Source organism: Acidovorax sp. FG48 (genome assembly GCF_057809085.1).
This window is the reverse complement of record NZ_JBMDJH010000023.1, coordinates 43,972-68,598: the sequence shown is the minus strand read 5'-3', so window position 1 is coordinate 68,598 and position 24,627 is coordinate 43,972. Positions and strand designations below refer to the sequence as shown.

Genomic DNA, 24,627 nt, shown 5'->3' with positions numbered 1-24,627 from the left:
CCTTCTTGGCGGGAGCGGCTTTCTTTGCCGGTGCTGCTGCCTTCTTGGCGGGTGCAGCCTTCTTCGCAGCTACGGCCTTCTTGGCAGGAGCGGCTTTCTTTGCTGGTGCTGCTGCCTTCTTGGCAGGTGCAGCCTTCTTTGCGGCTACGGGTTTGGCTGTTGCAGCCTTCTTCGCGGGAGCAGCCTTTTTAGCGGCCGGTTTTTTCGCAGTTGCCATCATGTTCTCCTTGGGTCAATTTGCAAAGAGCACTTCCTGTCTGCAGTGGACAAAAAGCGATCCATGGAGATGGATCAAAACTCCATCTCCATGAACACGGGAACGCCCCGCAGGGCAGCACTCTGCGGCGCTGTCGGTGCTGGGCGTGGTGTAAAAATCCATGTGGTGTGGCCTGCAAAAAAAGGCGCTAGTCCCAGGACAGCGCACCACCGGACTGGTATTCAATAACCCGGGTCTCGAAGAAGTTGCGTTCCTTCTTGAGGTCGATCATCTCGCTCATCCACGGGAACGGGTTTTCTTCGTTGGGGAACAGTGTCTCCAGCCCGATCTGCGTGGCACGGCGATTGGCGATGTAGCGCAAGTAGCCCTTGAACATGGAGGCGTTCATGCCCAGCACGCCACGGGGCATGGTGTCTTCGGCGTAGCGGTACTCCAGCTCGACGGCCTTGAGGAACAGCGCCTTGATCTCGGCCTTGAATTCCGCCGTCCACAGGTGTGGGTTTTCCAGCTTGAGCTGATTGATCAGATCGATGCCGAAGTTGCAGTGCATCGACTCGTCGCGCAGGATGTACTGATACTGTTCCGCAGCGCCCGTCATCTTGTTCTGTCGACCCAGCGCCAGAATTTGCGTGAAGCCCACGTAGAAGAAAAGGCCTTCCATCAGGCAGGCAAAAACGATCAGCGACTTGAGCAGGGTCTGGTCGGTTTCGGGGGTGCCGGTTTTGAAGGATGGGTCCATGATCGCTTCGATGAAGGGGATCAGGAACTCGTCCTTGTCGCGGATCGACTGGACTTCGTTGTAGGCGTTGAAGATCTCGCTCTCATCCAGGCCCAGCGACTCGACGATGTACTGGTAGGCGTGGGTGTGGATCGCTTCTTCGAAGGCCTGGCGCAGCAGGAACTGGCGGCACTCAGGGGCCGTGATGTGGCGGTACGTGCCCAGCACGATGTTGTTGGCGGCCAGCGAGTCTGCGGTGACGAAGAAGCCGAGGTTGCGCTTGATGATGCGGCGCTCGTCGTCGGTCAGGCCGTTGGGGTCCTTCCACAACGCGATGTCGCGCGTCATGTTCACCTCTTGGGGCATCCAGTGGTTGGCGCAGGTGGCCAAGTATTTTTCCCACGCCCACTTGTACTTGAAGGGCACCAACTGGTTGACGTCGGTCTGGCCGTTGATGATGCGCTTGTCGGCTGCATTGACGCGGCGATGCGCTGCAGCGGTGACGGGGGTCGTGGAGGTATGTGCTGCGGGGGATGTGGCGCCCACGGGTTGCAGCGAAGGTGTCTGGAAAGCGAGAGGCGGTTGTCCCACCTGGCGGTTGTTGGGCAGACCGCCGTCCAGTTGATTTTGCGATGAGGGCTTGACTTCTTCGTCCCAGGTCAACATAGATTTTCCAGTGTTCGGATTATGAAAGCAGTGCTGCGAAAAGAAAAGCACTGAAGCGTTGTGCAGCAAGGTTTTGTTGCTTCACAGCACCGAAGCAACGCCCCGGGCGATTCCGAAGCGTTGCTCGCAAAGTGCTTACTGGCAGGCCTCGCAGCCAGGATCGTCGATGGCGCAGAACTTCACGTCCGTCGCTGGCACCGCCGCGGCCTGTTGAGCAGCAGCAGTTGCTGCTGCCAGCGGGCTGGGCTGCGCTTGCGCCGTGGCCGAAGCTGCGGACGCGCCGCTGTCTCCACCCGACGACACGGCATTGAGCTGGCGCGTGTTCACGGTGCTCATCTCGACGTGTGTGGCGCTTTGCGTGCGCAGGTAGTAGGTGGTCTTGAGGCCACGGACCCATGCCAGCTTGTAGGTGTCGTCGAGCTTCTTGCCCGATGCGCCAGCCATGTAGATGTTCAGGCTCTGTGCCTGATCGATCCACTTCTGGCGGCGCGATGCGGCCTCCACCAGCCACTGAGGCTCGACTTCAAAAGCTGTGGAGTACAGCGCCTTGATGTCCTGCGGCACGCGGTCGATGGGGTGCAGCGAACCCTTGAAGTGCTTGAGGTCCATGATCATCACGTCGTCCCACAGGCCCAGGCGTTTGAGATCGCGCACCAGCCCGCTGTTGATCACGGTGAACTCGCCCGACAGGTTGGACTTGACCGACAGGTTGCCAAACGAGGGCTCGATCGAGGCATCCACGCCGATGATGTTGGAGATGGTGGCGGTGGGCGCGATGGCCACGCAGTTGGAATTGCGCATGCCGTCCTGCGCAATCTTCTTGCGCAGGGCGTCCCAGTCCATCGTGGACGAGCGGTCCACTTCCACATAACCGCCACGGGCTTTGGCAAGCATGTCCAGCGTATCAAACGGCAGGATGCCGCGGTCCCACAGCGAACCCTTGTAGCTGGAGTACTGGCCGCGTTCCTTGGCGAGCTCGGTGGACGCCCAATAAGCGTAGTAGCAGATGGCTTCCATCGACTTGTCGGCGAATTCCACCGCCTCTTGCGAGGCATAAGGAATGCGCAGCGCATACAGGCTGTCCTGGAAGGCCATCACGCCCAGGCCCACGGGGCGGTGGCGCAGGTTGGAGTCACGGGCCTTGTTCACGGCGTAGTAGTTGATGTCGATCACGTTGTCCAGCATGCGCATGGCCACGGTGATGGTCTTCTTGAGCTTCTCGTGATCGATCTGGCCGTCTTTGATGTGCTGCAGCAGGTTGACGGAACCCAGGTTGCAAACAGCAGTTTCGGTGTCGCTGGTGTTCAGCGTGATCTCGGTGCACAGGTTGGACGAATGCACCACGCCAGCGTGTTGCTGGGGCGAGCGCACGTTGCAGGCATCCTTGAACGTGATCCAGGGATGGCCGGTTTCGAACAGCATGGTCAGAATCTTGCGCCAGAGGTCGGTGGCCTGCACGGTCTTGGCGGGCTTGATCTCGCCGCGTGCGGCTTTTTCTTCGTAGGCCACGTAGGCCTTTTCAAAGTCGGCGCCGAACAGATCGTGCAGATCCGGCACGTTGGAAGGCGAGAACAGGGTCCAGGTGCCCTTTTCCATCACGCGGCGCATGAACAGGTCGGGAATCCAGTTCGCCGTGTTCATGTCGTGCGTGCGCCGGCGGTCGTCGCCAGTGTTCTTGCGCAGTTCCAGGAACTCTTCGATGTCCAGGTGCCAGGTTTCCAGGTACGTGCAGACGGCGCCCTTGCGCTTGCCGCCCTGGTTCACGGCCACGGCCGTATCGTTCACGACCTTGAGGAAGGGCACCACGCCTTGCGATTCGCCGTTCGTGCCCTTGATGTGGCTGCCCAGGGCGCGCACGCGCGTCCAGTCGTTGCCCAGGCCGCCTGCAAACTTGGACAGCAGGGCGTTTTCCTTGATGGACTCGTAGATGCCATCCAGGTCGTCCGGCACGGTGGTCAGGTAGCAGCTCGACAGCTGCGAGCGCAGCGTGCCGCTGTTGAACAGCGTGGGCGTGCTGGACATGAAGTCGAAGCTGGACAGCACTTCGTAGAACTCGATGGCCCGCGCCTCGCGGTCGGTTTCGTTCAGCGCCAGGCCCATGGCCACGCGCATGAAGAAGGCCTGGGGCAGCTCGATGCGGGTCTTCTTGACGTGCAGGAAGTAGCGGTCGTACAGCGTCTGCAGGCCGAGGTAATCGAACTGCAGGTCGCGCTCGGCCTTGAGCGCAGCGCCCAGGCGGTTCAGATCGTATTGCTTGAGCAGGCGCTCATCCAGCAGCTCGTTGTCCACCCCCTTCTGGATGAAGGAGGGGAAATAGTCCTTGTAGGCCTGGCCCATGTCGCTTTGGGTCACGTCACGCCCCAGCACCTCACGCACGATGGTATGCAGCAGCAAGCGGGCCGTGGCGTAGGTGTAGTCGGGATCTTTTTCGATCAGGGTGCGGGCGGCCAGAATGGATGCCTTGTAGACCTCGTCCATGGGAACGCCGTCATACAGGTTGCGCATGGTCTCGGCGACGATAGGGGCAGCCTTGATGTCGGCGCCCAGATTGGCGCAGGCCGACTCGATCAACGCGTGCAGGCGCAGGATGTCCAGCTGCACACGTTGGCCGTTGTCGATCACGTGCATCACCGGGGTGGCGGGAGCGAGCTGTTCCTGGTGGTGGGCGCGCTCCTGCGTGCGGCGCTCGCGGTACAGCACGTAAGCGCGGGCGACTTCGTGGTGCTCGCCGCGCATCAGGCCCAGCTCGACCTGGTCCTGCACATCTTCAATATGGAAGGTGCCGCCGCCCGGGCGCGAGCGCATCAGGGCGCGGACCACGTTCTGGGTGAGCGTATCTACCACCTCGCGTACGCTGGCAGAGGCGGCGCCCTGCGTGCCGTGCACTGCCAGAAACGCCTTCATCATCGCCACTGCAATTTTCTGGGGCTCGAACGGCACCACCGCGCCGTTGCGGCGAATGATCTGGTAATGCGTGAGCGGGTGCCCGGAAGCTGCGGCCGCTGCAGCGTGTGTGGCGGTATCCGCAGAGGCGGTGGGCGATGGGGAAGGCGTGTTCAAAGCAGCTTGCATGGGTGTCCTCTTCTGTGGGCTGTCTGGGGTGGCGTGCGGCCTGGAGCGCCGCCGCAGGGTGTGGGTGCTGCACCGGACTTCAGTCTGGCGCACACTATATATGGTGTGTCGAGGCGGTTCAAGACACTACCGGTAGTGTACCGCCGGAATGAGTCCCCAAAACCGAAACAGCATGTTCCCAACCCCGTTGCCTTGGCAATCGGCACCTGCGGCGAACCCTTGTAAACGCGATGTGGGCGATGCAAAACCTTGTAGTGGCGTACCTTGGCGGCGGATTTCCTGCGCCAGGCCGCGCAGTGCTTGGCTGCAAAAATATGTGCGAACGCACAAAGAAAAAATTGCCTTGATGCGCCCGTGCGACAGTGAAAGCGCGGCGTCAGCGAAGCTGCTGCGGGCCCGTCTGTGTGCCTTGCGGGAATCGCTGCGCTGGCCAGCCCAGGGCCTGTTGCAGCCTGGACCAGTCAAAGCCCGGGCCGGGGTCAAGCTTACGCCCCGGGGCGATGTGTTCATGCCCCGCGATATGCTCGATGGGGTAACGCTGCGCAATGTCCTGGCAGACCCGGGCCAGTGTCTCGTATTGGGCGGACTCGAAGGTGAGGCCCTCCAGGCCCTCCAGTTCAATGCCGATGGAATCGTCGTTGCACTGGCTCCTGCCTCGGTAGAACGATTGCCCCGCATGCCAGGCTCGCTGGTCGCAATCCACAAACTGCCACAGTGCACCGGTGCGCTCGATGAAAAAATGGGCGGACACCTGCAGTCCGCGAATGCCCTGGTAGTAAGGGTGCGCGTCCCAGTCCAAAGTGTTGGTGAACAGCTGTTGCACGGCGCCGCCGCCGTATTCACCCGGGGGCAGGCTGATGGAATGCACTACGATCAGGTCCACCCCCGAGGTCTGCACGGGGCGTGGTCCGTAGTTCGGCGATGCCAGCCGTTGGGCTGCCAGGTGCCATCCGCCGTCCCAGCGCGTGGGGGCTGCTGCCGGGGCGCTGTCAGCCCTGGTCGTCATGCGGGTCCTGGTCGTTGGGTACCGCGATGTTCAGCCGGGCAATGCGGTAGCGAATCTGGCGCAGGCTGATGCCCAGGCGTGCCGCCGTGGCCGTGCGGTTGAATCCGGATTCTTTGAGCGCGCGGATCAGGATCTCGCGCTCCTGCTGATCCAGCCAGGCCTGCAGGTCGCTGGGGAGGGGCACGGTGCATCCGCTGGCCAAGGGCTGCTGGGTTGGAGCGGCATCGGACGGGACGGAGGTGCCGCCAACCGGAACCTCTGCCGCACTGGCCAATGCGGACGGCGTAGGGCGCGCCATCTGCACCTCTGCCGCGCCGCTGGGTGCATCCACCTGCAACTCGTCCCCATCGCTCAACGCGACTGCACGGTGCAGCAGGTTTTCCAGCTCGCGGACGTTTCCGGTCAGCGGGTGGGCGGCGATGGCGTTCAGTGCGCGGTCGGTGAGCTGGGGTACCGGCATGCCGGATTCGTTGGCAATGCGGGTGAGCAGTGCTGCACACAGTGCGGGCAAATCCTCCCGACGTTCGCGCAGCGGCGGGATGACGATCTCGATCACATTGAGCCGGTAGTACAGATCCTGGCGGAACCGGCCGGCCTGGACATCGGCCGCCAGGTCGCGGTGGGTGGCGCTGACGATGCGCACGTCCACGGTTTCTTCTTGGGTGGAGCCCAGCGGCCGCACGCTGCGCTCCTGGATGGCGCGCAGCAACTTGGATTGCATCGCCAGCGGCAGGTCACCGATTTCGTCGAGGAACAGGGTGCCCCCGCGTGCGGCCTGAAAGTACCCATCACGGTCTTGCGAAGCCCCGGTGTAGGAGCCCTTGCGGGCACCAAAGAATTCGGCTTCCAGCAGGTTTTCAGGGATGGCTCCGCAGTTCACGGCGACCAGGGGGCCATCCGCGCGCTGGCTGCTGGCGTGCAAGGCCTGGGCCACCAACTCCTTGCCGGTGCCCGACTCGCCATGGATCAGCACGGGCGCCATGCCGCGCGACACCTTGGCCACGCGCTGCTTGACGTTGCGGATGGCGTCGGACTCGCCCACCAGGCGATCCAGGGCGGCGTTGGCACTGCCGAATTCGCTGGCCGCCGCTGCATTGGCAGAGCGGCTGGAGCCGTTGCTGCGTGCCGCACGCGGAGGGGGGACTCCGCCGGTGCCCTGGATGGCCGAGGCCACCACCGAGCGGAACTGCTTGAGGTCCACGGGCTTGGTAAGGTAGTCGAAGGCCCCGGCGCGTAGCGCCTCGACCGCGTTTTCTGCCGATCCGTAGGCGGTCATGACCACGCAGCGCTCCCGGCGCTGCTGGTCGCGCAGGTCCTGCAGCAGCTCCATGCCGAACCCGTCAGGCAGTCGCATGTCAGTGATCACCGCGTCAAAGCGCTGGGCCTTGAGCTGCTCGCGGGCCTCCTGCACGTTGGACGCAGTCTCGACCCGGTAGCCCTCGCGCAGCAAGGTGAGCTCGTACAGGGTGCGCAGATCGGGTTCGTCGTCAATGACAAGGATGGAGGCGGCAGGGGCGTTCATGGGGGCAGCAGTCAGACCACGATGGTGTCAAACAAGGTGGCATTGTCGGCGGGGCGGGTCGTGCGGCGGAAGCCCACGGTGAAGGCGTTGCCTCCGATGTCTCCGCGTGCGGTGGGACGGTTCAGGCGCTGGTAGCTGATGGAGGCGCCATGGCGCTGGCACAGCTCCCGGCAAATATAGAGGCCCAGGCCGCTGGAGCGGCTCTCGGACGAGAAGAAGGGCTCGAACAGATGCCGCTCCACGGATTTGTCCATGGGCGCTCCGTCGCTCCACACCTGCAGGCTGACCTGGCCGGCAGGCGTATTGCGCGTGGTCACCGACAGCGAGTCGGGCTCCGGGCCCATGTAGCGCAGGGCGTTGTCCAGCAGGTTGACCAGAACGCGGCGCAGGTGCTCGGCGTCAAACTCCACCTGGGTGGCACCGGTATCCAGCGACACCACGGCGCGCCGCCGCGCGGGGTCCTGGGCCTGCCAGTCGTTCCAGATCTGGGCGACGGTTTCGTCCAGCACCACGGTGGAGGCGGGGGCGTGGCTGATCTGGTGCTGCACGCGGGCAATGTCCAGCACCTCTTCGGCAATGCGTGCCAAGCGGTCGGCGTTCTGCTGCACCATGTGCGCCAGGCGCTTTTGTGCTGGCTCTTGCAGGTCTTCTTCCAGCAGGGCATTGGCCTGCACGATGGCGGCCAGCGGGTTGCGGATTTCATGCGCCACGGCGGCGGACATGCGGCCCATGGCCGCGAGTTTTTCGGTGCGCAGTCGCGCTTCCATCTCCCGCAGATCGTGCAGGAACATCACGCACAGCCGCTCGGAGTGCGTCGGCAAGGCCGCATTGCGGGTGGATGTGAGCCAGGTTCGCACATGCAAGCCGGTGGGGCTCTGGCCTTCGTGCAGCAGATCAACATCGGCCGTCTGGGGCTGTTCGTGCCGGAAGGTGCGCCTTGCCAGGATCACCAGGGGGTGCCACGGTGCAGTAGAGGTCAGGGCAAACGGCAACTCGGTCAGTGCCACGCCACCCAACAGCTGCAGCCCTGCGGGGTTGGCAATGCGCACCACATCGGTCTCGTCCACCACCAGCACCCCGTCGGTCAGGTTCTGGATGACCAGTGCACTGACCTGCGTTTGCACGCGCGCCGCGATCTGGCTTTGTTGCGCCACTTCCTGTTCGCGCGCCAGGCGGGTGGCCAGCTGGTGCACCAGATAGCTCACGATGAAATAGCCTGTGCCGGTCAGCGCACTTTGCAGGTAGCGCTGGCCCTCGTCGCCCGTGCTGTACTGGCCCACCCACCAGGCCCAGCCCAGCAGCAGCAGCGTGACTGCGGCGGTGGTGCCCAGGGCCAGGGTCAGCGTGCCCATGACCGCTGCGATCAGGATGGGCAGGCCGAACAGGGGCGTGTAGTTCATGGTGCCCGCATGCAGCAACTGCAGCGCAGTGATCGCCGCCAGGTCCACACCAATGGAGGGCAGCCACTGCGGGCCGGCGCTGGGCGACGGCGGGGCGTTGCGCGACAGCACCCGCAGCACCACGGTCGCCACGAGATAGGCCACGCAGACTGCGAGCACGGAGGGCGCCGCCGCTTGATTGATCAGCTGCCCGGCCCCCTGCAGCACCAAAAGTGCCAGGGCCACCATGACGCGGCCCGTCAGAAAACCGAGCCACAGCCGTGCGAAGGGGGCGTCTGCGGAAGGCGGCAGTGGGCCTGCGGGCGCTGCTTGCATGGTCACAACGGCAAGGCGTCGCTCAGGCCTGGCCCATGCGCCGGTGCTCGGCGCTGCAATAGGCCTGACTGCCCAGCATCAGGGCTTCTGCCTGCGGGATGTGCACACCGCAGTGCGCGCAGGCCAGCATGTCCTGCGGCAGGGCAGGCGGCATGGGGGGCGCTTTGGGCGCCGCCGCATCAGGGGCGCGGCGGCTGCGCCAGATACCTACGGCCACCGCGATGACGACCAACAAGACCAGGTACTTCATGCGCTGCGGCCCAGAACAACTTCCAATACAAAACGCGAGCCCACATAGGCCAGCAGCAACAGGGCCGAGCCCGCATACAACACACGCACTGCATTGCGGCCCCGCCAGCCAAACCGCGCGCGGCCCAGCAGCAACGTGGCAAAGGTCAGCCACGAGAGCATCGAAAACACGGCCTTGTGGTCCCACCGCCAGGCCCGGCCATACAGCGTCTCGCCAAACAGCCACCCGGCCAGCAAGGTGGCGGTGAGCAGCACAAACCCCGCCGTCACGAACCGGAAGGTCAGTCGCTCCAGCGTCAGCAGTGGGATGCCGCTGTGCGGGTCTTCAGCCTGCCGGATGTGGCGTTCGGCGCGTGTCATGAGCCAGGCATGCACTACCGCCGCTGCAAACAGGCCATAACACGCAATGCCCAGCGCCAGGTGCAAAGGCAGCCAGGCGGATGCGGTCACGTGCAGGGGCTGCCCCGGGAACAGCATGGCCAGCACGATGGCGGCCGCGCCCAGCCCTGCCAGCACCCAGCGCGACTGCATTTGTGGAAACAACTGCCGCTCCACGGCATAGACCGTGAGCACCAGCCAGGCCGTCATCGACAGAGCGGGCGCAAAACCGAACCGGGGCGCATCGCCCCACAGGCCCCAGACCAGCACGGCGCCGTGCAGCAACCACGCGACCAGCAGTGCATTGCGCGCCGCTGCAGCCCCCAGGCGGGAGGCCGCGGCAGCCGGCACGGCATAGGCCACGGCAGCGGCCAGGGCCAGCAGCCAACTGACGGGGGAGCTACTCGTTAAAATCATGGGCACAGTTTAGCCTTTCGCCCACCGCCAGCGCCCTGGCGGGGCTGCGCACGCAACGCCCTTGTTGACGGCGCGCAGCCAATACCGGAAACACCCCTATGGCCTCCGCCCTTACCGACAAACTCACGCGCCTCGTCAAGGAGATGCGTGGCCAGGCCCGCATCACCGAATCCAACGTGCAGGACATGCTGCGCGAAGTGCGCATGGCGCTGCTCGAAGCCGACGTGGCCCTGCCCGTGGTGCGCGACTTCATCGCCCGCGTCAAGGAAAAGGCCCTGGGCCAGGAGGTGCTGGGCTCGCTCAAGCCCGGGCAGACGCTGGTCAGCATCGTCAACCGCGAACTGGCCGCCACCATGGGCGAGGGCGTGGCCGACATCAATCTGGCCGCCCAGCCGCCCGCCGTGATCCTGATGGCCGGCCTGCAAGGTGCGGGCAAGACCACCACCACGGCCAAGCTGGCCAAGCACCTGATTGAAAAGCGCAAGAAGAAGGTGCTGACCGTGTCGGGCGACGTGTACCGCCCGGCGGCCATCGAGCAGCTCAAGACCGTGACCAAGCAGGCCGGTGCCGAATGGTTCCCCAGCACGCCCGACCAGAAGCCGCTCGACATCGCCCGCGCTGCCCTGGACTACGCCAAGAAGCACTACTTTGACGTGCTGCTGGTCGATACGGCCGGCCGCCTGGCCATCGACGAAGCCTTGATGAAGGAAATCAAGGACCTGCACGCTGCGATCAACCCTGTCGAAACCCTGTTCGTGGTGGACGCGATGCAGGGCCAGGACGCCATCAACACGGCCAAGGCCTTCAAGGAGGCGCTGCCCCTCACCGGCATTGTGCTCACCAAGCTGGACGGCGACTCGCGCGGTGGTGCGGCGCTGTCCGTGCGCCAGATCACAGGGGCGCCCATCAAGTTTGCGGGTGTCTCGGAGAAGATCGACGGGCTGGAAGTGTTCGACGCCGAGCGCCATGCGGGCCGTATCCTGGGCATGGGCGACATCGTGGCGCTGGTGGAGCAGGTCACCGCCGGGGTGGACATGGAGGCCGCACAAAAGCTGGCGGCCAAGGTCAAGAGCGGTGACGGGTTCGACCTGAACGACTTTCTCTCGCAGATCCAGCAGATGAAGCAGATGGGCGGGCTTTCGAGCCTGATGGACAAGCTGCCCTCTCAGCTCACCGCCAAGGCCGGTTCGCTGGACATGGACAAGGCCGAAAAAGACATCAAGCGCAAGGAAGGCATCATCCAGAGCATGACCCCCCTGGAGCGCCGCAAGCCCGAACTCATCAAGGCCACGCGCAAGAAGCGCATCGCCAACGGCGCGGGCGTGCATGTGCAGGAGGTCAACCGCCTGCTCAAGGAGTTTGAGCAGATGCAGGGCATGATGAAGAAGATGAAGGGCGGCGGCCTGATGAAGATGATGAAGCGCATGGGCGGCATGAAGGGCATGGGCGGCGGAGGCATGCCCAAGATGCCTTTCTGAAAGGTTTTCAAGCCTTTTTGGCACCAGGCGCTACAACCATATGCCTGAGCTGCTATGAAAATATGAGTGAACAAAAAAGCCGACATGTGTCGGCTTTTTTATGGCCCGCCCGGCTGGGGGCGGTGGTTCGGTCTGGCACCTCAGGCGGTTTGCAAGGCCATGGGCCGCCCCATGCGCCCCGCATGCAGCCAGGCGCGGCGCAGCACCGGGGGCGACCACGACTCTTCAGGAATCAGCAGCAGTCGCTGGGCACGCAGCGCACGGCCCAGCGCGATCTGGCTGGTCCACACCGCCAGCGGAATCGCCAGTGCCAGCGGCAAGCCCACGGGCATCAGCCACAACAATGCGCTGCTGTCGATCAGCGCCACGCCCGCTGCCAGCAGGGCGATCACGGCGCTCATGGAGGCCAGCTGGCGCACGGCGTGGCGCCAGGGCACGGCATGGGCTTCGCGCGGGGGCGACTTCCACTCCAGCTTCAGTCCGGTCAATGCGATCAGCACGAACAGCGAATGCGCCAGCATGCGAACGGGCGCCTGCAGGATGGCCATGACGCTCTCCAGCACGGCGCTCTTGAGCAGGCTGAAAGCGCCGCCGTACTGCTTTTGCTCGCGGCGCATGAACACCGCCGTCACGCCCAGGATGCGGGGCAGGAACAGCAGGCACAGGGTCCAGGCCCACAGCGCTAGCAGCTCGGCGGGCAGGATGTGCCAGTCCGCCACCAGCTTGGCGCCCGACAGCCACAGGGCCGTGCCCAGCGTGAGGAAGGCCAGCCACAGCGGCGCCGACAGATAAGCCATGGCGCCGGTGATGAACATGGAGCGGTGCACGGGGTGGATGCCGGGCTCGGCCATCAGGCGCGCGTTCTGCAGGTTGCCCTGACACCAGCGCCGGTCGCGCTGCAGTTCGGCCAGCAGGTCGGGCGGCTGCTGCTCGTAGCTGCCGATCAGGTCGGCCACCAGCCACACGTGGTAGCCCGCGCGGCGCATCAGTGCGGCCTCCACAAAGTCGTGCGACATGATGCCGCCAGACAGACCACCCGTGCCCTGGATGGGCGCCAGCGCGCAGTGCTGCATGAAGGGCGCCACGCGGATGATGGCGTTGTGGCCCCAGTAGTGCGATTCGCCCAGCTGCCAGTACTGCATGCCCAGCGTGAACAGGCGGCCCGTGACGCGCGACGCGAACTGCTGGGCGCGGGCGTGCAGCGTGACATGGCCGATGGCCTGCGTGGCGGTCTGGATGATGCCGGCCGTGGGGTGGGCTTCCATCAGCTTGGCCATGGAAACGATGCAGTCGCCGCTCATCACGCTGTCGGCGTCCAGCACCACCATGTAGCGGTAGTCCTTGCCCCAGCGGCGGCAGAAGTCGGCCACGTTGCCTGCCTTGCGGTGCGTGCGGCGCGTGCGCAGGCGGTAGTACACCTGCACCTGGGGCTGCTGGCTGAGCTGCGCCAGGGCGTTGCGCAGCTCTTCCCAGGCAGCGCGCTCGGCGCGAGCAATGGCGGGGTCGTTGCTGTCGGAAAGCACAAACACGTCGAACGTGGTGCCGTTGCCGGTGGCGGCCACCGACTCGCAGGTGGCCCGCAGCCCGGCAAACACGGTGGCCACGTCTTCGTTGCAGATCGGCATGATGATGGCGGTGCGGGCGTCGGGCGCCAGGGTGTGCCCAGCTACGCTACGTGCCGAGAGCGCATGCCGGTCGCCGCGCAGCATCACCCAAAAGCCCATCAGCCCGGTCAAAAAGCCGGTCACCACCCAGGCGGACAGCAGGGCAAACAGCGCGATCTGGCCGTAGCTCAGCCACGCGTTTTCGTAGTCGGGCTGCACGCTGGCAAACAGGGTGCTGGCCAGGGCCGTCGTCAGCACGGTGAGCAGCGCAAACGTCCAGCGGCGGCGCTGCGCTGCGCCTTGCCAGGCGGCGGTGGATTCAGCGGGGGCCTGTGCCACCGTGGCCGGTGCGGGTTGCGGAGATGTACGGCCCGTCAGGCGCAGCAGCACGGCAGTGCCCACGCTGTTCCAGAAGCCGCGCCAGGGCAGGGGCACCATGGAGCCGCGGTGCAGGGGCGGTGCCGTCACCGCATTGGGGTGGCGCTCCTCGCGCAGGGTGCTGCGTCGGCTGGGGGTTGGCCGGGGGTAGGCCACACCGCGCCGCGCGACCACGGCAGGGCCGGTGGATGCGTGGGTGCCGTGGGGGTCATGAGGGCTTACTCGGGAAGACTGATGTGCGTCCATGTTTCACTCACAGCGTGGTTGTCGTGTTGTAGAAAAGCGCGCAGCTCGATGGGCCGGTCGGCCTGCAGGCGCTGGATGCGAACGGTCATGCGCCACCCGCCGGTGGCGGGGTTGCGGTAGGCAATGTTTTCCAGCACCTTGCCGTTGGCATCGCTGGTCACAACGGCCTTGAGGGAGGCCTCCGCAGGCAGGGCCTCGAGAGCAGGGCCCTCGAAATCGACCACGTACTGCACCTGCTGGCGCAGGGCCTGGGCTGACAGTTTGGTGTAGCCCATGCCGCGGCGCGACTGGGTGGCCCAGGCGCTGGGCGGGCGCTGCTGTTCGTCGCCCTGCCAGCTGAGCTCATAGGCAAATTCCAGCGGCTGGCCGGGGGCCGGCATCTGGGCGGGCACCCAGTACGCCACGATGTTGTCGTGCGTCTCGTCGGGCGTATTCAGCTGCACCAGCTCCACACGGCCCGCGCCCCAGTCGTGCAGGGGACGGACCCAGGCGCTGGGGCGGCGCTCGTAGCGGGCCTCCACGTCCTCGTAGCTGGCCCACTGGCGGTCGCGTTGCATCAGGCCAAAGCCCTTGGGGTTTTTGGTGGCGAACGAGGTGACCAGTGTTTGCCGGGGGTTCTGCAGCGGGCGCCACAGCCACTCGCCTTCGCCCGTGGCCACCATGAGTCCGTCGGAGTCATGCACTTCGGGGCGGAAGTCTTCCTTGCGCGGCTGGTTCTCGCCAAAGAAGAACATGCTGGTCAGCGGCGCAACGCCCAGCGTGGCGATGGGTGGGGTGCCCGAGGCGGCGCGCACAAAAATGCGGCTGCGCACCGTGGTGGTGGTCTGCGCGCCGGGCTGGATGTCGAAGCGGTAGGCGCCCGTTGCGCGTGGCGAGTCGAGCAGGGCGTATACCGTGACCTGGGTGGACAGCGGGTCGGGCCGCACCAGCCAGAACTCGGTGAAGCGGGGGAATTCCTCGCCCCGGCCGCCCACGGTGTCGATGGCCAGCCCGCGCGCCGACAGGCCGTACTGCTGGCCTTGGCCCAGCGCGCGGAAGTAGCTCGCACCCTGGAAGACCACCAGTTCGTCCTTGTAGGCGCTGGAGTTCAGGTGGTTGTGCAGACGAAAGCCTGCAAAGCCCAGGTCGCCCCAGGCCTCGGGCCGCAGCTGGTTCTTGCCGTAGTCAAAGTCCGCGCGGCTGTAGGGGAGGTGGCGCACGCCCTGGGGCGTCACCTCGTTGATCAGCACCGGCTCTTTCTGGTACAGCCCCAGATGGAAGAACATGGCCTCGTAAGGCAGCTTCTCGGCGCGCCACAGGGCGCGATCAGGGCGCCAGCGGATGTCGCGCACCTGGTCGTAGTTGAGCTTTGCGAGGTCGGCCGGGAGCTTGTCGCTCACGGGCCGGTAGGGTTGGCTGGCGCGTTCGCGGGCGAGGCGGGTCACGCTCTCGAAGTCAAAGCCCTGTGCGTGCGCGCCCCCAGCCAGCAGGGCGGTGGCCAAGGCCACTGCGGGCCCTGCGCGCCTGCCGATTTGGCAAAAAAAGGAGGGAAAAACTGCGTGCATGCCAGGCATAGGGCAAACCCTGTGCCAGCTGTAAAAAACGCTTTGAAATCAATGGGTTGGAGTGGCCTCTGCGTGTAAGCAGTTGTGCAATGGCCTGTGGGCGCCGATCAGCCCCTGCTTTTTGTCGCCGGATGGCGACAAGGGGTGGGTGGTTGGATCAAAACACCCGGTAAATCAATGACTTATTCGTGTCGCTCATCCACGACATCGTCTGAATCGCCTGCATCCTGCTTGAACTGCCCCGGCGTCAGCGCGTGCTTTTGCAGCAGGCGGTAGAACTCGGTGCGGTTGCGTTGCGCCAGCCGCGCCGCATCGGCCACATTGCCATCGGTCATCTTGAGCAGGCCCACCAGGTACTCGCGCTCGAAACGCTGGCGGGCCTCCGCAAAGCTGAGCACCTGGGTGGATGGGGTGCGGAGTGCGCGCTGCACCAGCGTCAGGGGCACCAGGGGAGTGGTGGACAGGGCGCACACCTGCTCGACCACGTTGTAGAGCTGGCGCACGTTGCCTGGCCAGGCGGCGGTGGTCAGTGCCTTGAGCGCCTCAGGCGCAAAGCCAGACAGGCGCTTGTCGTATTTGCGGGACAGGCGGTCCAGAAAGTGGTTGGCCAGCAACGCAATGTCCTCGCGCCGCTCGGCCAGGGTGGGCAGCACCAGCGACACCACGTTCAGTCGGTAGTACAGGTCCTCGCGGAACTGCGCGCTGGCCATGGCGGCTTCCAGGTCCCGGTGCGTGGCCGAAATGATGCGCACGTCGATGGGCGTGGCCTGGCTGGCACCCACGGGGCGCACGGCGCGCTCCTGCAGCACCCGCAGCAGCTTGACCTGCAGGGCCGGGGGCATGTCGCCAATCTCGTCCAGCAGCAGGGTGCCGCCGTCCGCAGCCTGGAACAGCCCCTTGTGGTTGCTCACCGCATCGGTGAAGGCGCCTTTGACGTGGCCGAACAGCTCGGACTCCAGCAGCGCCTCGGGGATGGCGCCGCAGTTGACGGCCACAAACGGGCGGGCCGCACGCGGACTGGCGCGGTGGATGGCGCGTGCCAGCAACTCCTTGCCAGAGCCGCTGTCGCCGCGCAGCAGCACGCTGGCGTCGGACTGGGCGACCATGTACGCCTCGGACAACAGGTCCGTCATGCGGTGCGACCGGCTCACGATCTCGGCCCGCCAGTCCTCGTTGGCATGCGGCTGCGCCACGGCAGGGGCGCTGAGCGCCAGCGCCTGTGCGATCTTTTCCAGCAGCTCCTTGCCGTCGTAGGGCTTGGTCAGGTAGGTGAACACCCCGCGCGACGTGGCCTCGACGGCATCGGGAATGGTGCCGTGTGCGGTCAGCAGGATCACGGGCAGTGAGGGGTGGCGGGCGCGCACTTCGTCAAACAGGGCCAGGCCGTCGCGCCCGGGCAGGCGCACATCGCTGAGCACCAACTGCGGGCGCGCAATGTCCAGCTGCGCCAGTGCCGCTTCGGCAGAGCCCACGGCCACCACGTCGTGCCCGGCGGCTTTCAGGCGCAGCGACAGCAGCCGCAGCATGTCAGCGTCGTCGTCCACCACCAGGATGCGGGCGGGAGGGGCGGCACGGTGGGGGGCAGAGGAGTCCATGGCGGGGGGAGATGGTCAGGGCGCGGGCCGTGGCGCGGAGCCGCTGCCCACCGCTGGTGCGGACGGAGATGCGGCGGGCGCTGGGCGGGTGCTCAGGCTGCGTTCGATGGCGCGCACGGCTTCCAGGCGTTCGCTGAGCTGGTCGTTGCGGCGTTGGGTGTCGCGCAGTTGCTGCGCCTGGCGGTCGAGCTGGTCCTCCAGCCGGCGTTGTTGCAGCAGTCGGGCCTCCAGCAGCCGGGCCAGGGGGTGCAGCGGCTGCGCTGCGGGGCTGGTGTTGCCCAGCACACGCTGCACCAGGCCCAGCGCGCGGGCGGTGTCCACGGCCTGGCGTGTTTGCGCCAGGGCCGTGGCCAGCAACAAGGGGGTCTCGGGGGGGGCGTCCTCCGCTTCGCCCAGTCGGGCGATCTCCTTGGCGAGTTCGGCAGGGGGCAGCTTGAGCACACGGTCCGTCTGGGTCAGCAGCAGCGCGACGGGGGTGTGGTGGGTGTCCGCGTCGTTGCCCCGTGCTTCGGCAGGGCCCACTTCCACGGTCGGGGCCACGGGCACGGCAATGATCATCGCGACCGGTGGCGTCTGGGCGGGGGCGGGTGGGGGCGTGGTGGTGGCACAGCCCGCCAGCACGGCGCCCAGCGCAAGCAGCGGCCATCGCAGGGCGTGGGAGGGAAGGGGAGGACTGCTAGGCGGCATGGGGAAGTTCGATGCGAAAGAAGGAGTGTGCGCCTTCGTCCACCAGGCGCACGCTGCCGCCATGGGCGTGCACATATTCCTGCACGATGGACAGACCGATGCCGGTGCCGCGCACGGCATCGTCCGGTTGGCGAACACCCCGGTAAAAGGGTTCAAACACGCGGTCGCGGTCCACCCGGTCCACACCGGGGCCTTGGTCAAAGACGTCCAGACGCACATGACCGGGAGGTTGCGAGAGCACCAGCCGCACCGTGCCCCGGGGCGGCGAAAAGCGGATGGCGTTGGACAGCAGATTGCTGACGGCGGAGGTGATCTTGTCGGCGTCGATGAGCATGCGCACGGGCGGCCCCTCTACCCGCACGGTCAGGCCCTTGGCCTGCCACTGCAGCCGCTGGGTCTCGATCTGGGCCTCCAGCAGCGCCAGCAGGTCGGTGTCGCGACGCTGCAGTTGGCGAGCCTCAAAAGCGGCGGCATTGAAGCGCAGCAGGGCCTCGATCTCACCTTGCAGCTGCAGCGTGTTGTGGTGCAGGATTTGTGCGACCTCGCGCTGGCCTGCGGTGAGTTCGCCCGTCACGCCGTCCTGCAGCAGCGCCACGCCTTCGCGCAGCGCGGCCAGCGGCGTCTTGAGTTCGTGGGACACATTGCGCAGGAAGCGCGCCTTGTCGGCATCCAGCTCCAGCAGCCGCAGCCGCAGCCACTCCAGTTGCTGGCCCAGCCGGCGCACGTCGTCCGGGCCGGAGATCAGCACCGGCTCGTCCAGCTGGTTTTCGCCCAGCTGACGGATCGCACCCTCCAGCCGCTTGAACGGCCGCGCGAGCCAGATGCCCAGCGACAACGCCAGCACCAGCGCCAGCACAATCGCGCCCACCACCTGGTGCGTCACGCTGCGGCGGCTTTGCTCCACCTCGTCCTGCAGCGCGTTGTTGCGTTGGGTGTTGAGGTCCTGTACCGTCTGCACCATGGTGCCGTGCAAGGTCTCCAGGGCCACAAACTCTTCGGCAACCAGGCGTTCGTTGTCCAGTGCGCGGTCCGGCGGTGCGTCCAGCAGGGCTTTGACGGCATCGAGGTGGGTACGCCATGCCCCGGTCTGCGCAGCGGGCAGGCCTGCGGCCTGCAAATGGTCGAGCACCGTGAGGGCCTCGACCGCCATGTCGTCGAAGCTGCGGCGCAGGGGCGCATCCCGCAGCACCAGGGACTGCCGCGCCGCGCGCTCCAGGGCCTGGCCGCGCTGGTTCAGGCCCTGTGCGGCTGCAGTCAGCGCAGTGGCCTCGGCTGTGCCGTGGCGGCTGAGCACCATGAGCTGCTCCAGCGTGTGCAAAGCCCGCAGCGAGCTGACCCCCAGCAAGCCGGCAATCAGCACGAACGCCAGCAGCAACAGTTGCTGGAAGGAGAGGCCATGCAACAGGCCTTCGGCGGGTGGCGGTGCCTTGGGCGGTGTGCTGGGGGTGGGCATTGCAGCCAAAAGGGCGCGGGGCGTGCGGGGTGTCGGTACCCGCGCGTCAGCCTGCCAGTGCGGCGGTTTCGTGCGTCAGCACCTCGCCCCGCAGGGTGTAGGCCTTGGCTTCGGTGATGGTCACATCCACCATCTGCCCCACCAGGCGGGGCTGCCCGGCAAAGTTGACCACGCGGTTGCATTCGGTGCGGCCCATCAGCTCGCCCGCATCGCGCTTGGAGGCGCCCTCCACCAGAATGCGCTGCACCGTGCCCACGCGGCTTTCGCTGATGGACTTGATGTTGGCGTTGATAACGCCCTGCAGGTGCTGCAAGCGGCGCAGCTTCACATCGTGCGGCGTGTCGTCGTGCAGGCCCGCAGCAGGCGTGCCAGGGCGTGGGCTGAAGATGAAACTGAAGCTGTTGTCAAAGTGGATGTCGTCGATCAGCTTCATCATCTTGTTGAAGTCGTCTTCCGTCTCGCCGGGGAAGCCCACGATGAAGTCGCTGCTCATGGCCAGATCGGGGCGGATGGCGCGCAGCTTGCGCACCGTGCTCTTGTATTCCATGGCGGTGTAGCCGCGCTTCATGGCCATCAAAATGCGGTCGCTGCCGTGCTGCACGGGCAGGTGCAGGTGGCTGGCCAGCTTGGGCAGCTTGGCATAGGCCTCGATCAGCCGGGGCGTGAACTCGTTGGGGTGGCTGGTGGTGTAGCGGATGCGCTCGATGCCGGGAATGTCCGACACGTATTCGAGCAGCAGCGCAAAGTCGGCAATTTCGGCCGTGCCGCCCATCTTGCCCAGGTAGGCGTTCACGTTCTGGCCCAGCAGGGTGATTTCCTTCACGCCCTGGTCGGCCAGGCCCGCCACTTCGACCAGCACATCGTCAAACGGGCGGCTCACTTCTTCGCCACGGGTGTACGGCACCACGCAGTAGCTGCAGTATTTGCTGCAGCCTTCCATGATTGACACAAAGGCCGAGGCACCTTCGACGCGCGCGGGCGGCAGGTGGTCGAACTTTTCAATCTCGGGGAAGCTGATGTCCACCTGTGGCTTATCGAGCTGCTCGCGCTGGTTGAGCATCTCGGGCAGGCGGTGCAGGGTTTGCGGGCCAAACACCACGTCCACATACGGGGCGCGCTTGATGATCTCGGCGCCTTCCTGGCTGGCCACGCAGCCTCCCACGCCAATCTTCACGCCGCGCGCCTTCAGGTGCTTGATGCGACCCAGGTCGCTGAAGACCTTCTCTTGCGCTTTCTCGCGCACGGAGCAGGTGTTGAAGAGGATGAGGTCGGCCTCGTCCACGTTCTGGGTGGGCTCATAGCCCTGCGCGGCGTTGAGCACGTCGGCCATCTTGTCCGAGTCGTACTCGTTCATCTGGCAGCCGAAGGTTTTGATGAAGACTTTTTTGGCCATGGCAATTTCGCAAAAAGGCAAGCAAACACCGCGCCCTGCGTGGCGCGGAGACTGTGAAGGAGCAGCGGCGCAGCGGCCTGGCAGTAGCGCGGCGGAGGGGTTACTTCAGCGCGGCGCCCGAGCTGGTCGTGATGTTGGTGATGACGGCGTCACTGCCCTTGCGGGGCTGCGCGGCCTCGCCTTCGGTCAGGATCCAGGCAGCGTGCAGCATGCCGGTGCTGTTCTCCAGCACATAGTTGACCTTGAAGGTCTGGCCCATCACGGTGTGCGCCATGACCAGGGTGTTCTGGGGGCTGAACAGCCGCATGCCCGGGGCCATGCGGATGGTCTTGCCATTGAGTGTGGCTTCGGACGCGGTGTTGATGCTCAAGGTGCCACGCAGTGCGGCTTCAGGGAACGGGCGTGAAAGGCCCAGGCCGGGCTGGGTCTGGGCCGAGGCGGGTGCCAAGGCGCAGAGGGCTGTGCTGGCCATCACTGCCAGCACAGCAGCATGGAAACATCGAGGTGCCCGACGGGAGGGGGCTGGGCCGGAAGAGCGTGTGGTGCAGCGGTTCATGGTTTACATCCAGGGGCTGAAGGCACAATTTTAGAAGGGGGTTGCCAGCGTGGCACATCCCTCCGACAAGTCAAGCGGCCCGTGCATCAATGGTCACTGGAGCGGGTTCTTGGGCTTGCCTGAAAGAAAAAACCCACAGTGGGTTGCCTCACTGTGGGTTTTTGCATTTGGTGGTCGTAGGTGGACTTGAACCACCGACATCAGCATTATGAATGCTGCGCTCTAACCAACTGAGCTATACGACCGCAGACCAAGATTATAGAACAAAAATTATTGGTGTGTGAAGTTTGCCGTGCGTTTGTTCATGAACGCGTCCATGCCTTCCTTCTGGTCCTGGGTGGCAAACAGCGCGTGGAACAGGCGGCGCTCGAACATCACGCCGTCGGCGAGCGTTCCCTCGAAGGCGCGGTTGACCGACTCCTTGGCCGCCATGACGGCAATCTGCGAGAAGCCGGCAATGATGATGGCAGCGCCCAGCGCTTCGTCCATGAGCTTGTCGTATGCCACCACGCGGCTGACCAGCCCGGCGCGCTCGGCTTCGGTCGCGTCCATCATGCGGCCTGTCAGTGCCATGTCCATGGCCTTGGACTTGCCCACGGCGCGGGGCAGGCGCTGCGTGCCACCGGCACCAGGGATCACGCCCAGCTTGATCTCGGGCTGGCCGAACTTGGCATTGTCCGCAGCGATGATGAAGTCGCACATCATTGCCAGCTCGCAGCCACCGCCCAGCGCAAAGCCGCTGACGGCTGCAATGACGGGCTTGCGGATGGAGCGAATGGTCTCCCAGTTGCGGGTGATGTAGTCGCCCTTGTAGGTGTCAGCAAAGCTGTACTTGGCCATAGCGCCAATGTCCGCGCCCGCCGCAAAAGCCTTTTCGCTGCCGGTGACGATCATGCAGCCGATCTTTTCGTCCGCATCGAAGGCCTTGAGGGCAGCGCCCAGTTCATTCATGAGTTGGTCGTTCAGCGCATTGAGCTGCTTGGGCCGGTTGAGGGTGATGATGCCGACCTTGTCCGCTTCAACGCGCACCTCGATGGTTTCGTAAGCCATGAAATCTCCTGGGGGTTATGGTTGGTTATGAAAGCTGCAGCAATATACCCAAGGCAGCGGGGCTTTGCTGTCGTCAGGTCAGCCAGCGTCCCAGCGCGGCGGCGTCTGTCACCGTCAGGCTGATGGTGTCTGGCGTCATGGATGGGGCTGCGGTGCTGCGTCGGCCTTTGGCCGAGGCTCCAGTCGACTGGACCGGCGGCATTTCCAAGGGCAGGCGAAGGAGCCACCCGTCGCGTGCCACCAGGGCCTGCAGGGTGGTGTGGGTTCCCGCGTAGAAAGTGACGTCGTCGAGCTTGCTGACGCGCCAGCCCTGGCCCTGCACTTCTATGCCCAGCCACTCGTCGCCGGCAGACATTCCTGCCTTCTCTGCGGCTCCGCCACGCAGCACGGTCTTGATCTGCACGCTGTGGTTCTCGGCCACACGCAGACCCAAGCGCTGGGCCAGCTGCGGCCGGTCGGCCTTGAGCGCCACGCCGTGGGCGGCCAGCAGTTCCTCCAGGGGCATTTCTGCGGTGCTGTGCACCCAATCGGCCAGCTCTTTGTCGAATGGGCGGCCGGCCAGGTCGTGGAGCACGGCGCGCAGATCTGCTTCGGTCATCGGCCCGCCCGCGCAGCGCTTCCACAGTGCACGCATCACATCGTCCAAAGTGGCTTTACCCTCGCGCCGCAGGGCCAGGTCCAGGCACAGGGCCACCAGAGAGCCCTTGGTGTAGTAGCTGACGGTAGTGTTGGGTGTGTTCTCGTCCTGCCTGTAGTACTTCACCCAGGCGTCAAAACTGGCCTGGGCCACCGTTTGTACCGACCGGCCGGGTGTTTGCAGCACCTGGTTGATCGTTTTGGTGATGAGCTTGAGATAGGTTGCGTCGTCCAGCAGCCCTGCGCGGCGCAGCAGCAGGTCGTCGTAGTAGCTGGTGAAACCCTCGAAGAACCACAGCAGCTCGGTGTAGTTCTCCTGCGCATAGTCGTAGCGGGCGAACTCGGCGGGCCGCAAGCGCTTGACGTTCCAGGTGTGAAAGTATTCGTGGCTGATGAGGCCCAGCAGCGTGGTGTAACCCTCGCTGGCCCGCGCCTCGCCCTGGCGCGGCAGGTCACGCCGTCCGCAAATCAGCGCCGTGGAGTTGCGATGCTCCAGCCCGCCATAGCCATCTCCCACGGCGTTGAGCATGAAGACGTAGCTTTTGAAAGGCGCCTTGCCCTCGCGGTGCCAGAAGCGGATGGCGGTTTCGCAAATTTTCTGCGTGTCGGCCAGCAAGCGCTTGCCGTCGAACGACGGAGCCGCACCCGCCACCACAAACTGGTGAGTAATGCCGCAGGCCTTGAAGCGCCCCACCCAGAAGTTGCCCAGCTCCACCGGGCAATCCACCAGCTCGTCGTAGTCGGCCGCCAGGTACAGGCCAAAGCAGTGCTTGTCGGCATCCAGGGGCCGCAGACCGGTGGCGGCAGCCCAGGTCGCCGTGGCAGCCGTGCGCGCCAGCTCCAGGGTGTGGGGCTGCGTCTCCTGCCCATGCACGCGCAGGCACAGACTGGTGCCGTTGAAAAAGCCGCGCGAGGTGTCCAGCCAGGCGGTGCGCACGGAGCTGTCGTAGGCGCACACCTGATAGGTCAGCACCAGGGGCTTGCGCTCCGTGCATTGCACTTGCCAGCGGTGCTTGTCCAGCTGGGCCGGTTGCAAAACGCGTTGGCCTTGCCGAGCCGTCAGAACCTGAAGATTCTTGGAGAACTCCCGCACCAGGTAGCTGCCTGGAATCCAGACCGGCAGAGACAGCTCTTGCGATGCCGCTGGCCGCTGCACCGTCAGCGTCACAGTGAACAGATGTGCGTGCAGGTCTGTGGGTTCGACGCGGTAGTGAATGTCTGCAGCAGAGGCTTGGCGTGAGAGGGGCATGGCGTGTGCGACACAAGGGCCGCGCGGGGTCGTCGGTCAGGGGCGTTCAGCGGCTATCAATTGGCGGAGGGCGTTTCGCTGGCTGCTTCGGCCAGTCGCTTTTCGACCTCCTGGGCGCCGATCGCACCTGGCACACGCGTGCCGTTGGCAAAAATCAGGGTGGGGGTGCCGGTGATCTTGTACTTCTTGCCAAAGGCCAGGTTGCGCTGCAGCGCGCTGGTGTCACAGCTAGCCGCCGGTGCGGGCTTGTCACGCACCATCTGGTCTTGCCACGCCGTGGCCTGGTCCTTGGAACACCAGATGTTGCGCGACTTTTCGGCCGAATCCGGGCTCAGGATGGGGTACAGGAACAGGTATACCGTCACGTTGTTGATCTGCTGCAAGTCGCGCTCAAAGCGCTTGCAGTAGCCGCAGTTGGGGTCCTCGAACACGGCCACCTTGCGCTTGCCGTCGCCGCGCACAATGGTTACGGCATCTTTGAGAGGCAGGGCCGAGAAGCTGACGGCTGTCAGCTTGCTGATTCGGTCTTCGGTCAGATTGCGGCGCGCCTTGGAGTCGATGAGTTCACCCTGGATCACATAGTCGCCCTTGGCGTCTGTGTAGAACAGGTCGGTACCGATGCGCACTTCGTACAGACCCTTCATGGGAGTGGGGCGCACTTCGTCGATCTTGTCCATCTGAGGAATACGCTGGGCCAATGCCTTGCGGATGGCGTCCTCTTGCGCCGTGGCGCTCAGGCTCAGGGTGGCTGCCGCAGCGGTCAGCAAAGCAGTGGTCAGTTTCATCGTATTCCTGTCT

At 65.2% G+C, this 24,627-nt stretch carries 19 protein-coding genes and 1 tRNA gene; 2 read left to right on the top strand and 18 right to left on the bottom strand.

Features of this window, described 5'->3' with window-relative positions:
* Window positions 1-311: hypothetical protein (locus ACODSU_RS22385; protein ID WP_488844889.1), on the top strand; the 311-nt coding region annotated here is incomplete at its 5' end.
* Between the two features lie 93 nt (window positions 312-404).
* Here ACODSU_RS22385 and ACODSU_RS22380 read toward each other — a convergent pair.
* From ACODSU_RS22380 to ACODSU_RS22350, 7 genes are all read right to left on the bottom strand, one after another.
* On the bottom strand, window positions 405-1,601 hold the full coding sequence (locus ACODSU_RS22380) for a ribonucleotide-diphosphate reductase subunit beta (protein WP_060985124.1): 1,197 nt from the start codon (window positions 1,599-1,601) through the stop codon (window positions 405-407).
* 135 nt (window positions 1,602-1,736) lie between these two features.
* A complete protein-coding gene (locus ACODSU_RS22375) occupies window positions 1,737-4,673 on the bottom strand; it encodes a ribonucleoside-diphosphate reductase subunit alpha (RefSeq protein ID WP_488844887.1) in 2,937 nt (978 codons plus the stop codon).
* 376 nt (window positions 4,674-5,049) lie between these two features.
* Entirely contained in the window at window positions 5,050-5,679 is a 630-nt protein-coding gene (gene ampD / locus ACODSU_RS22370) for a 1,6-anhydro-N-acetylmuramyl-L-alanine amidase AmpD (RefSeq protein ID WP_488844885.1), read from the bottom strand.
* Complete coding sequence (locus ACODSU_RS22365) at window positions 5,663-7,201, bottom strand: sigma-54-dependent transcriptional regulator (protein ID WP_488844883.1); 1,539 nt, start codon at window positions 7,199-7,201, stop codon at window positions 5,663-5,665. Before ACODSU_RS22365 ends, ampD begins: the two co-directional genes overlap by 17 nt.
* A gap of 11 nt (window positions 7,202-7,212) precedes the next feature.
* Window positions 7,213-8,916 (bottom strand): two-component system sensor histidine kinase NtrB, encoded by a 1,704-nt coding sequence (locus tag ACODSU_RS22360; protein ID WP_488844881.1) that lies wholly within the window; start codon window positions 8,914-8,916, stop codon window positions 7,213-7,215.
* Window positions 8,917-8,938: 22 nt separating this feature from the next.
* On the bottom strand, window positions 8,939-9,166 hold the full coding sequence (locus tag ACODSU_RS22355) for a PP0621 family protein (protein ID WP_476017453.1): 228 nt from the start codon (window positions 9,164-9,166) through the stop codon (window positions 8,939-8,941).
* The gene (locus ACODSU_RS22350) at window positions 9,163-9,960 is read right to left on the bottom strand and encodes a cytochrome C assembly family protein (RefSeq protein WP_015015617.1); all 798 of its coding nucleotides are present in this window, start codon (window positions 9,958-9,960) and stop codon (window positions 9,163-9,165) included. The genes ACODSU_RS22355 and ACODSU_RS22350 overlap by 4 nt, the downstream gene beginning before the upstream one ends.
* Window positions 9,961-10,058: 98 nt before the next feature.
* On the opposite strand from ACODSU_RS22350, the gene ffh reads away from it, so the two are divergent.
* Entirely contained in the window at window positions 10,059-11,438 is a 1,380-nt protein-coding gene (ffh, locus tag ACODSU_RS22345; protein WP_015015616.1) for a signal recognition particle protein, read from the top strand.
* Between the two features lie 140 nt (window positions 11,439-11,578).
* On the opposite strand, the gene mdoH is transcribed toward ffh, so the two are convergent.
* The 11 genes from mdoH to ACODSU_RS22290 form a co-directional block, all read right to left on the bottom strand.
* Window positions 11,579-13,666 carry a glucans biosynthesis glucosyltransferase MdoH gene (gene mdoH / locus ACODSU_RS22340; protein WP_488844878.1) on the bottom strand — a complete coding sequence of 696 codons (2,088 nt, stop codon included), beginning with the start codon at window positions 13,664-13,666 and terminating at the stop codon, window positions 11,579-11,581.
* The gene (locus tag ACODSU_RS22335; protein WP_488844876.1) at window positions 13,639-15,153 is read right to left on the bottom strand and encodes a glucan biosynthesis protein G; all 1,515 of its coding nucleotides are present in this window, start codon (window positions 15,151-15,153) and stop codon (window positions 13,639-13,641) included. The genes mdoH and ACODSU_RS22335 overlap by 28 nt, the downstream gene beginning before the upstream one ends.
* A 239-nt stretch (window positions 15,154-15,392) precedes the next feature.
* Window positions 15,393-16,805, bottom strand: a complete 1,413-nt coding sequence (locus tag ACODSU_RS22330) for a sigma 54-interacting transcriptional regulator (protein WP_488844874.1) — start codon at window positions 16,803-16,805, stop codon at window positions 15,393-15,395.
* 15 nt (window positions 16,806-16,820) lie between these two features.
* On the bottom strand, window positions 16,821-17,492 hold the full coding sequence (locus tag ACODSU_RS22325; protein WP_488844872.1) for a hypothetical protein: 672 nt from the start codon (window positions 17,490-17,492) through the stop codon (window positions 16,821-16,823).
* Window positions 17,482-18,945, bottom strand: a complete 1,464-nt coding sequence (locus tag ACODSU_RS22320; protein ID WP_488844870.1) for a sensor histidine kinase — start codon at window positions 18,943-18,945, stop codon at window positions 17,482-17,484. The genes ACODSU_RS22325 and ACODSU_RS22320 overlap by 11 nt, the downstream gene beginning before the upstream one ends.
* A 46-nt stretch (window positions 18,946-18,991) precedes the next feature.
* Complete coding sequence (gene miaB / locus ACODSU_RS22315; RefSeq protein ID WP_015015610.1) at window positions 18,992-20,338, bottom strand: tRNA (N6-isopentenyl adenosine(37)-C2)-methylthiotransferase MiaB; 1,347 nt, start codon at window positions 20,336-20,338, stop codon at window positions 18,992-18,994.
* 100 nt (window positions 20,339-20,438) lie between these two features.
* Entirely contained in the window at window positions 20,439-20,894 is a 456-nt protein-coding gene (locus tag ACODSU_RS22310; protein ID WP_488844867.1) for a hypothetical protein, read from the bottom strand.
* A 168-nt stretch (window positions 20,895-21,062) separates the two neighbouring features.
* Window positions 21,063-21,139: transfer RNA gene (locus ACODSU_RS22305), tRNA-Met, on the bottom strand.
* Between the two features lie 25 nt (window positions 21,140-21,164).
* A complete protein-coding gene (locus ACODSU_RS22300) occupies window positions 21,165-21,944 on the bottom strand; it encodes an enoyl-CoA hydratase (protein WP_291443782.1) in 780 nt (259 codons plus the stop codon).
* A gap of 73 nt (window positions 21,945-22,017) precedes the next feature.
* Complete coding sequence (locus ACODSU_RS22295) at window positions 22,018-23,829, bottom strand: M61 family metallopeptidase (protein ID WP_488844865.1); 1,812 nt, start codon at window positions 23,827-23,829, stop codon at window positions 22,018-22,020.
* A 56-nt stretch (window positions 23,830-23,885) separates the two neighbouring features.
* Window positions 23,886-24,614, bottom strand: a complete 729-nt coding sequence (locus ACODSU_RS22290) for a DsbC family protein (protein WP_488844863.1) — start codon at window positions 24,612-24,614, stop codon at window positions 23,886-23,888.
* Window positions 24,615-24,627: the final 13 nt, after the last annotated feature.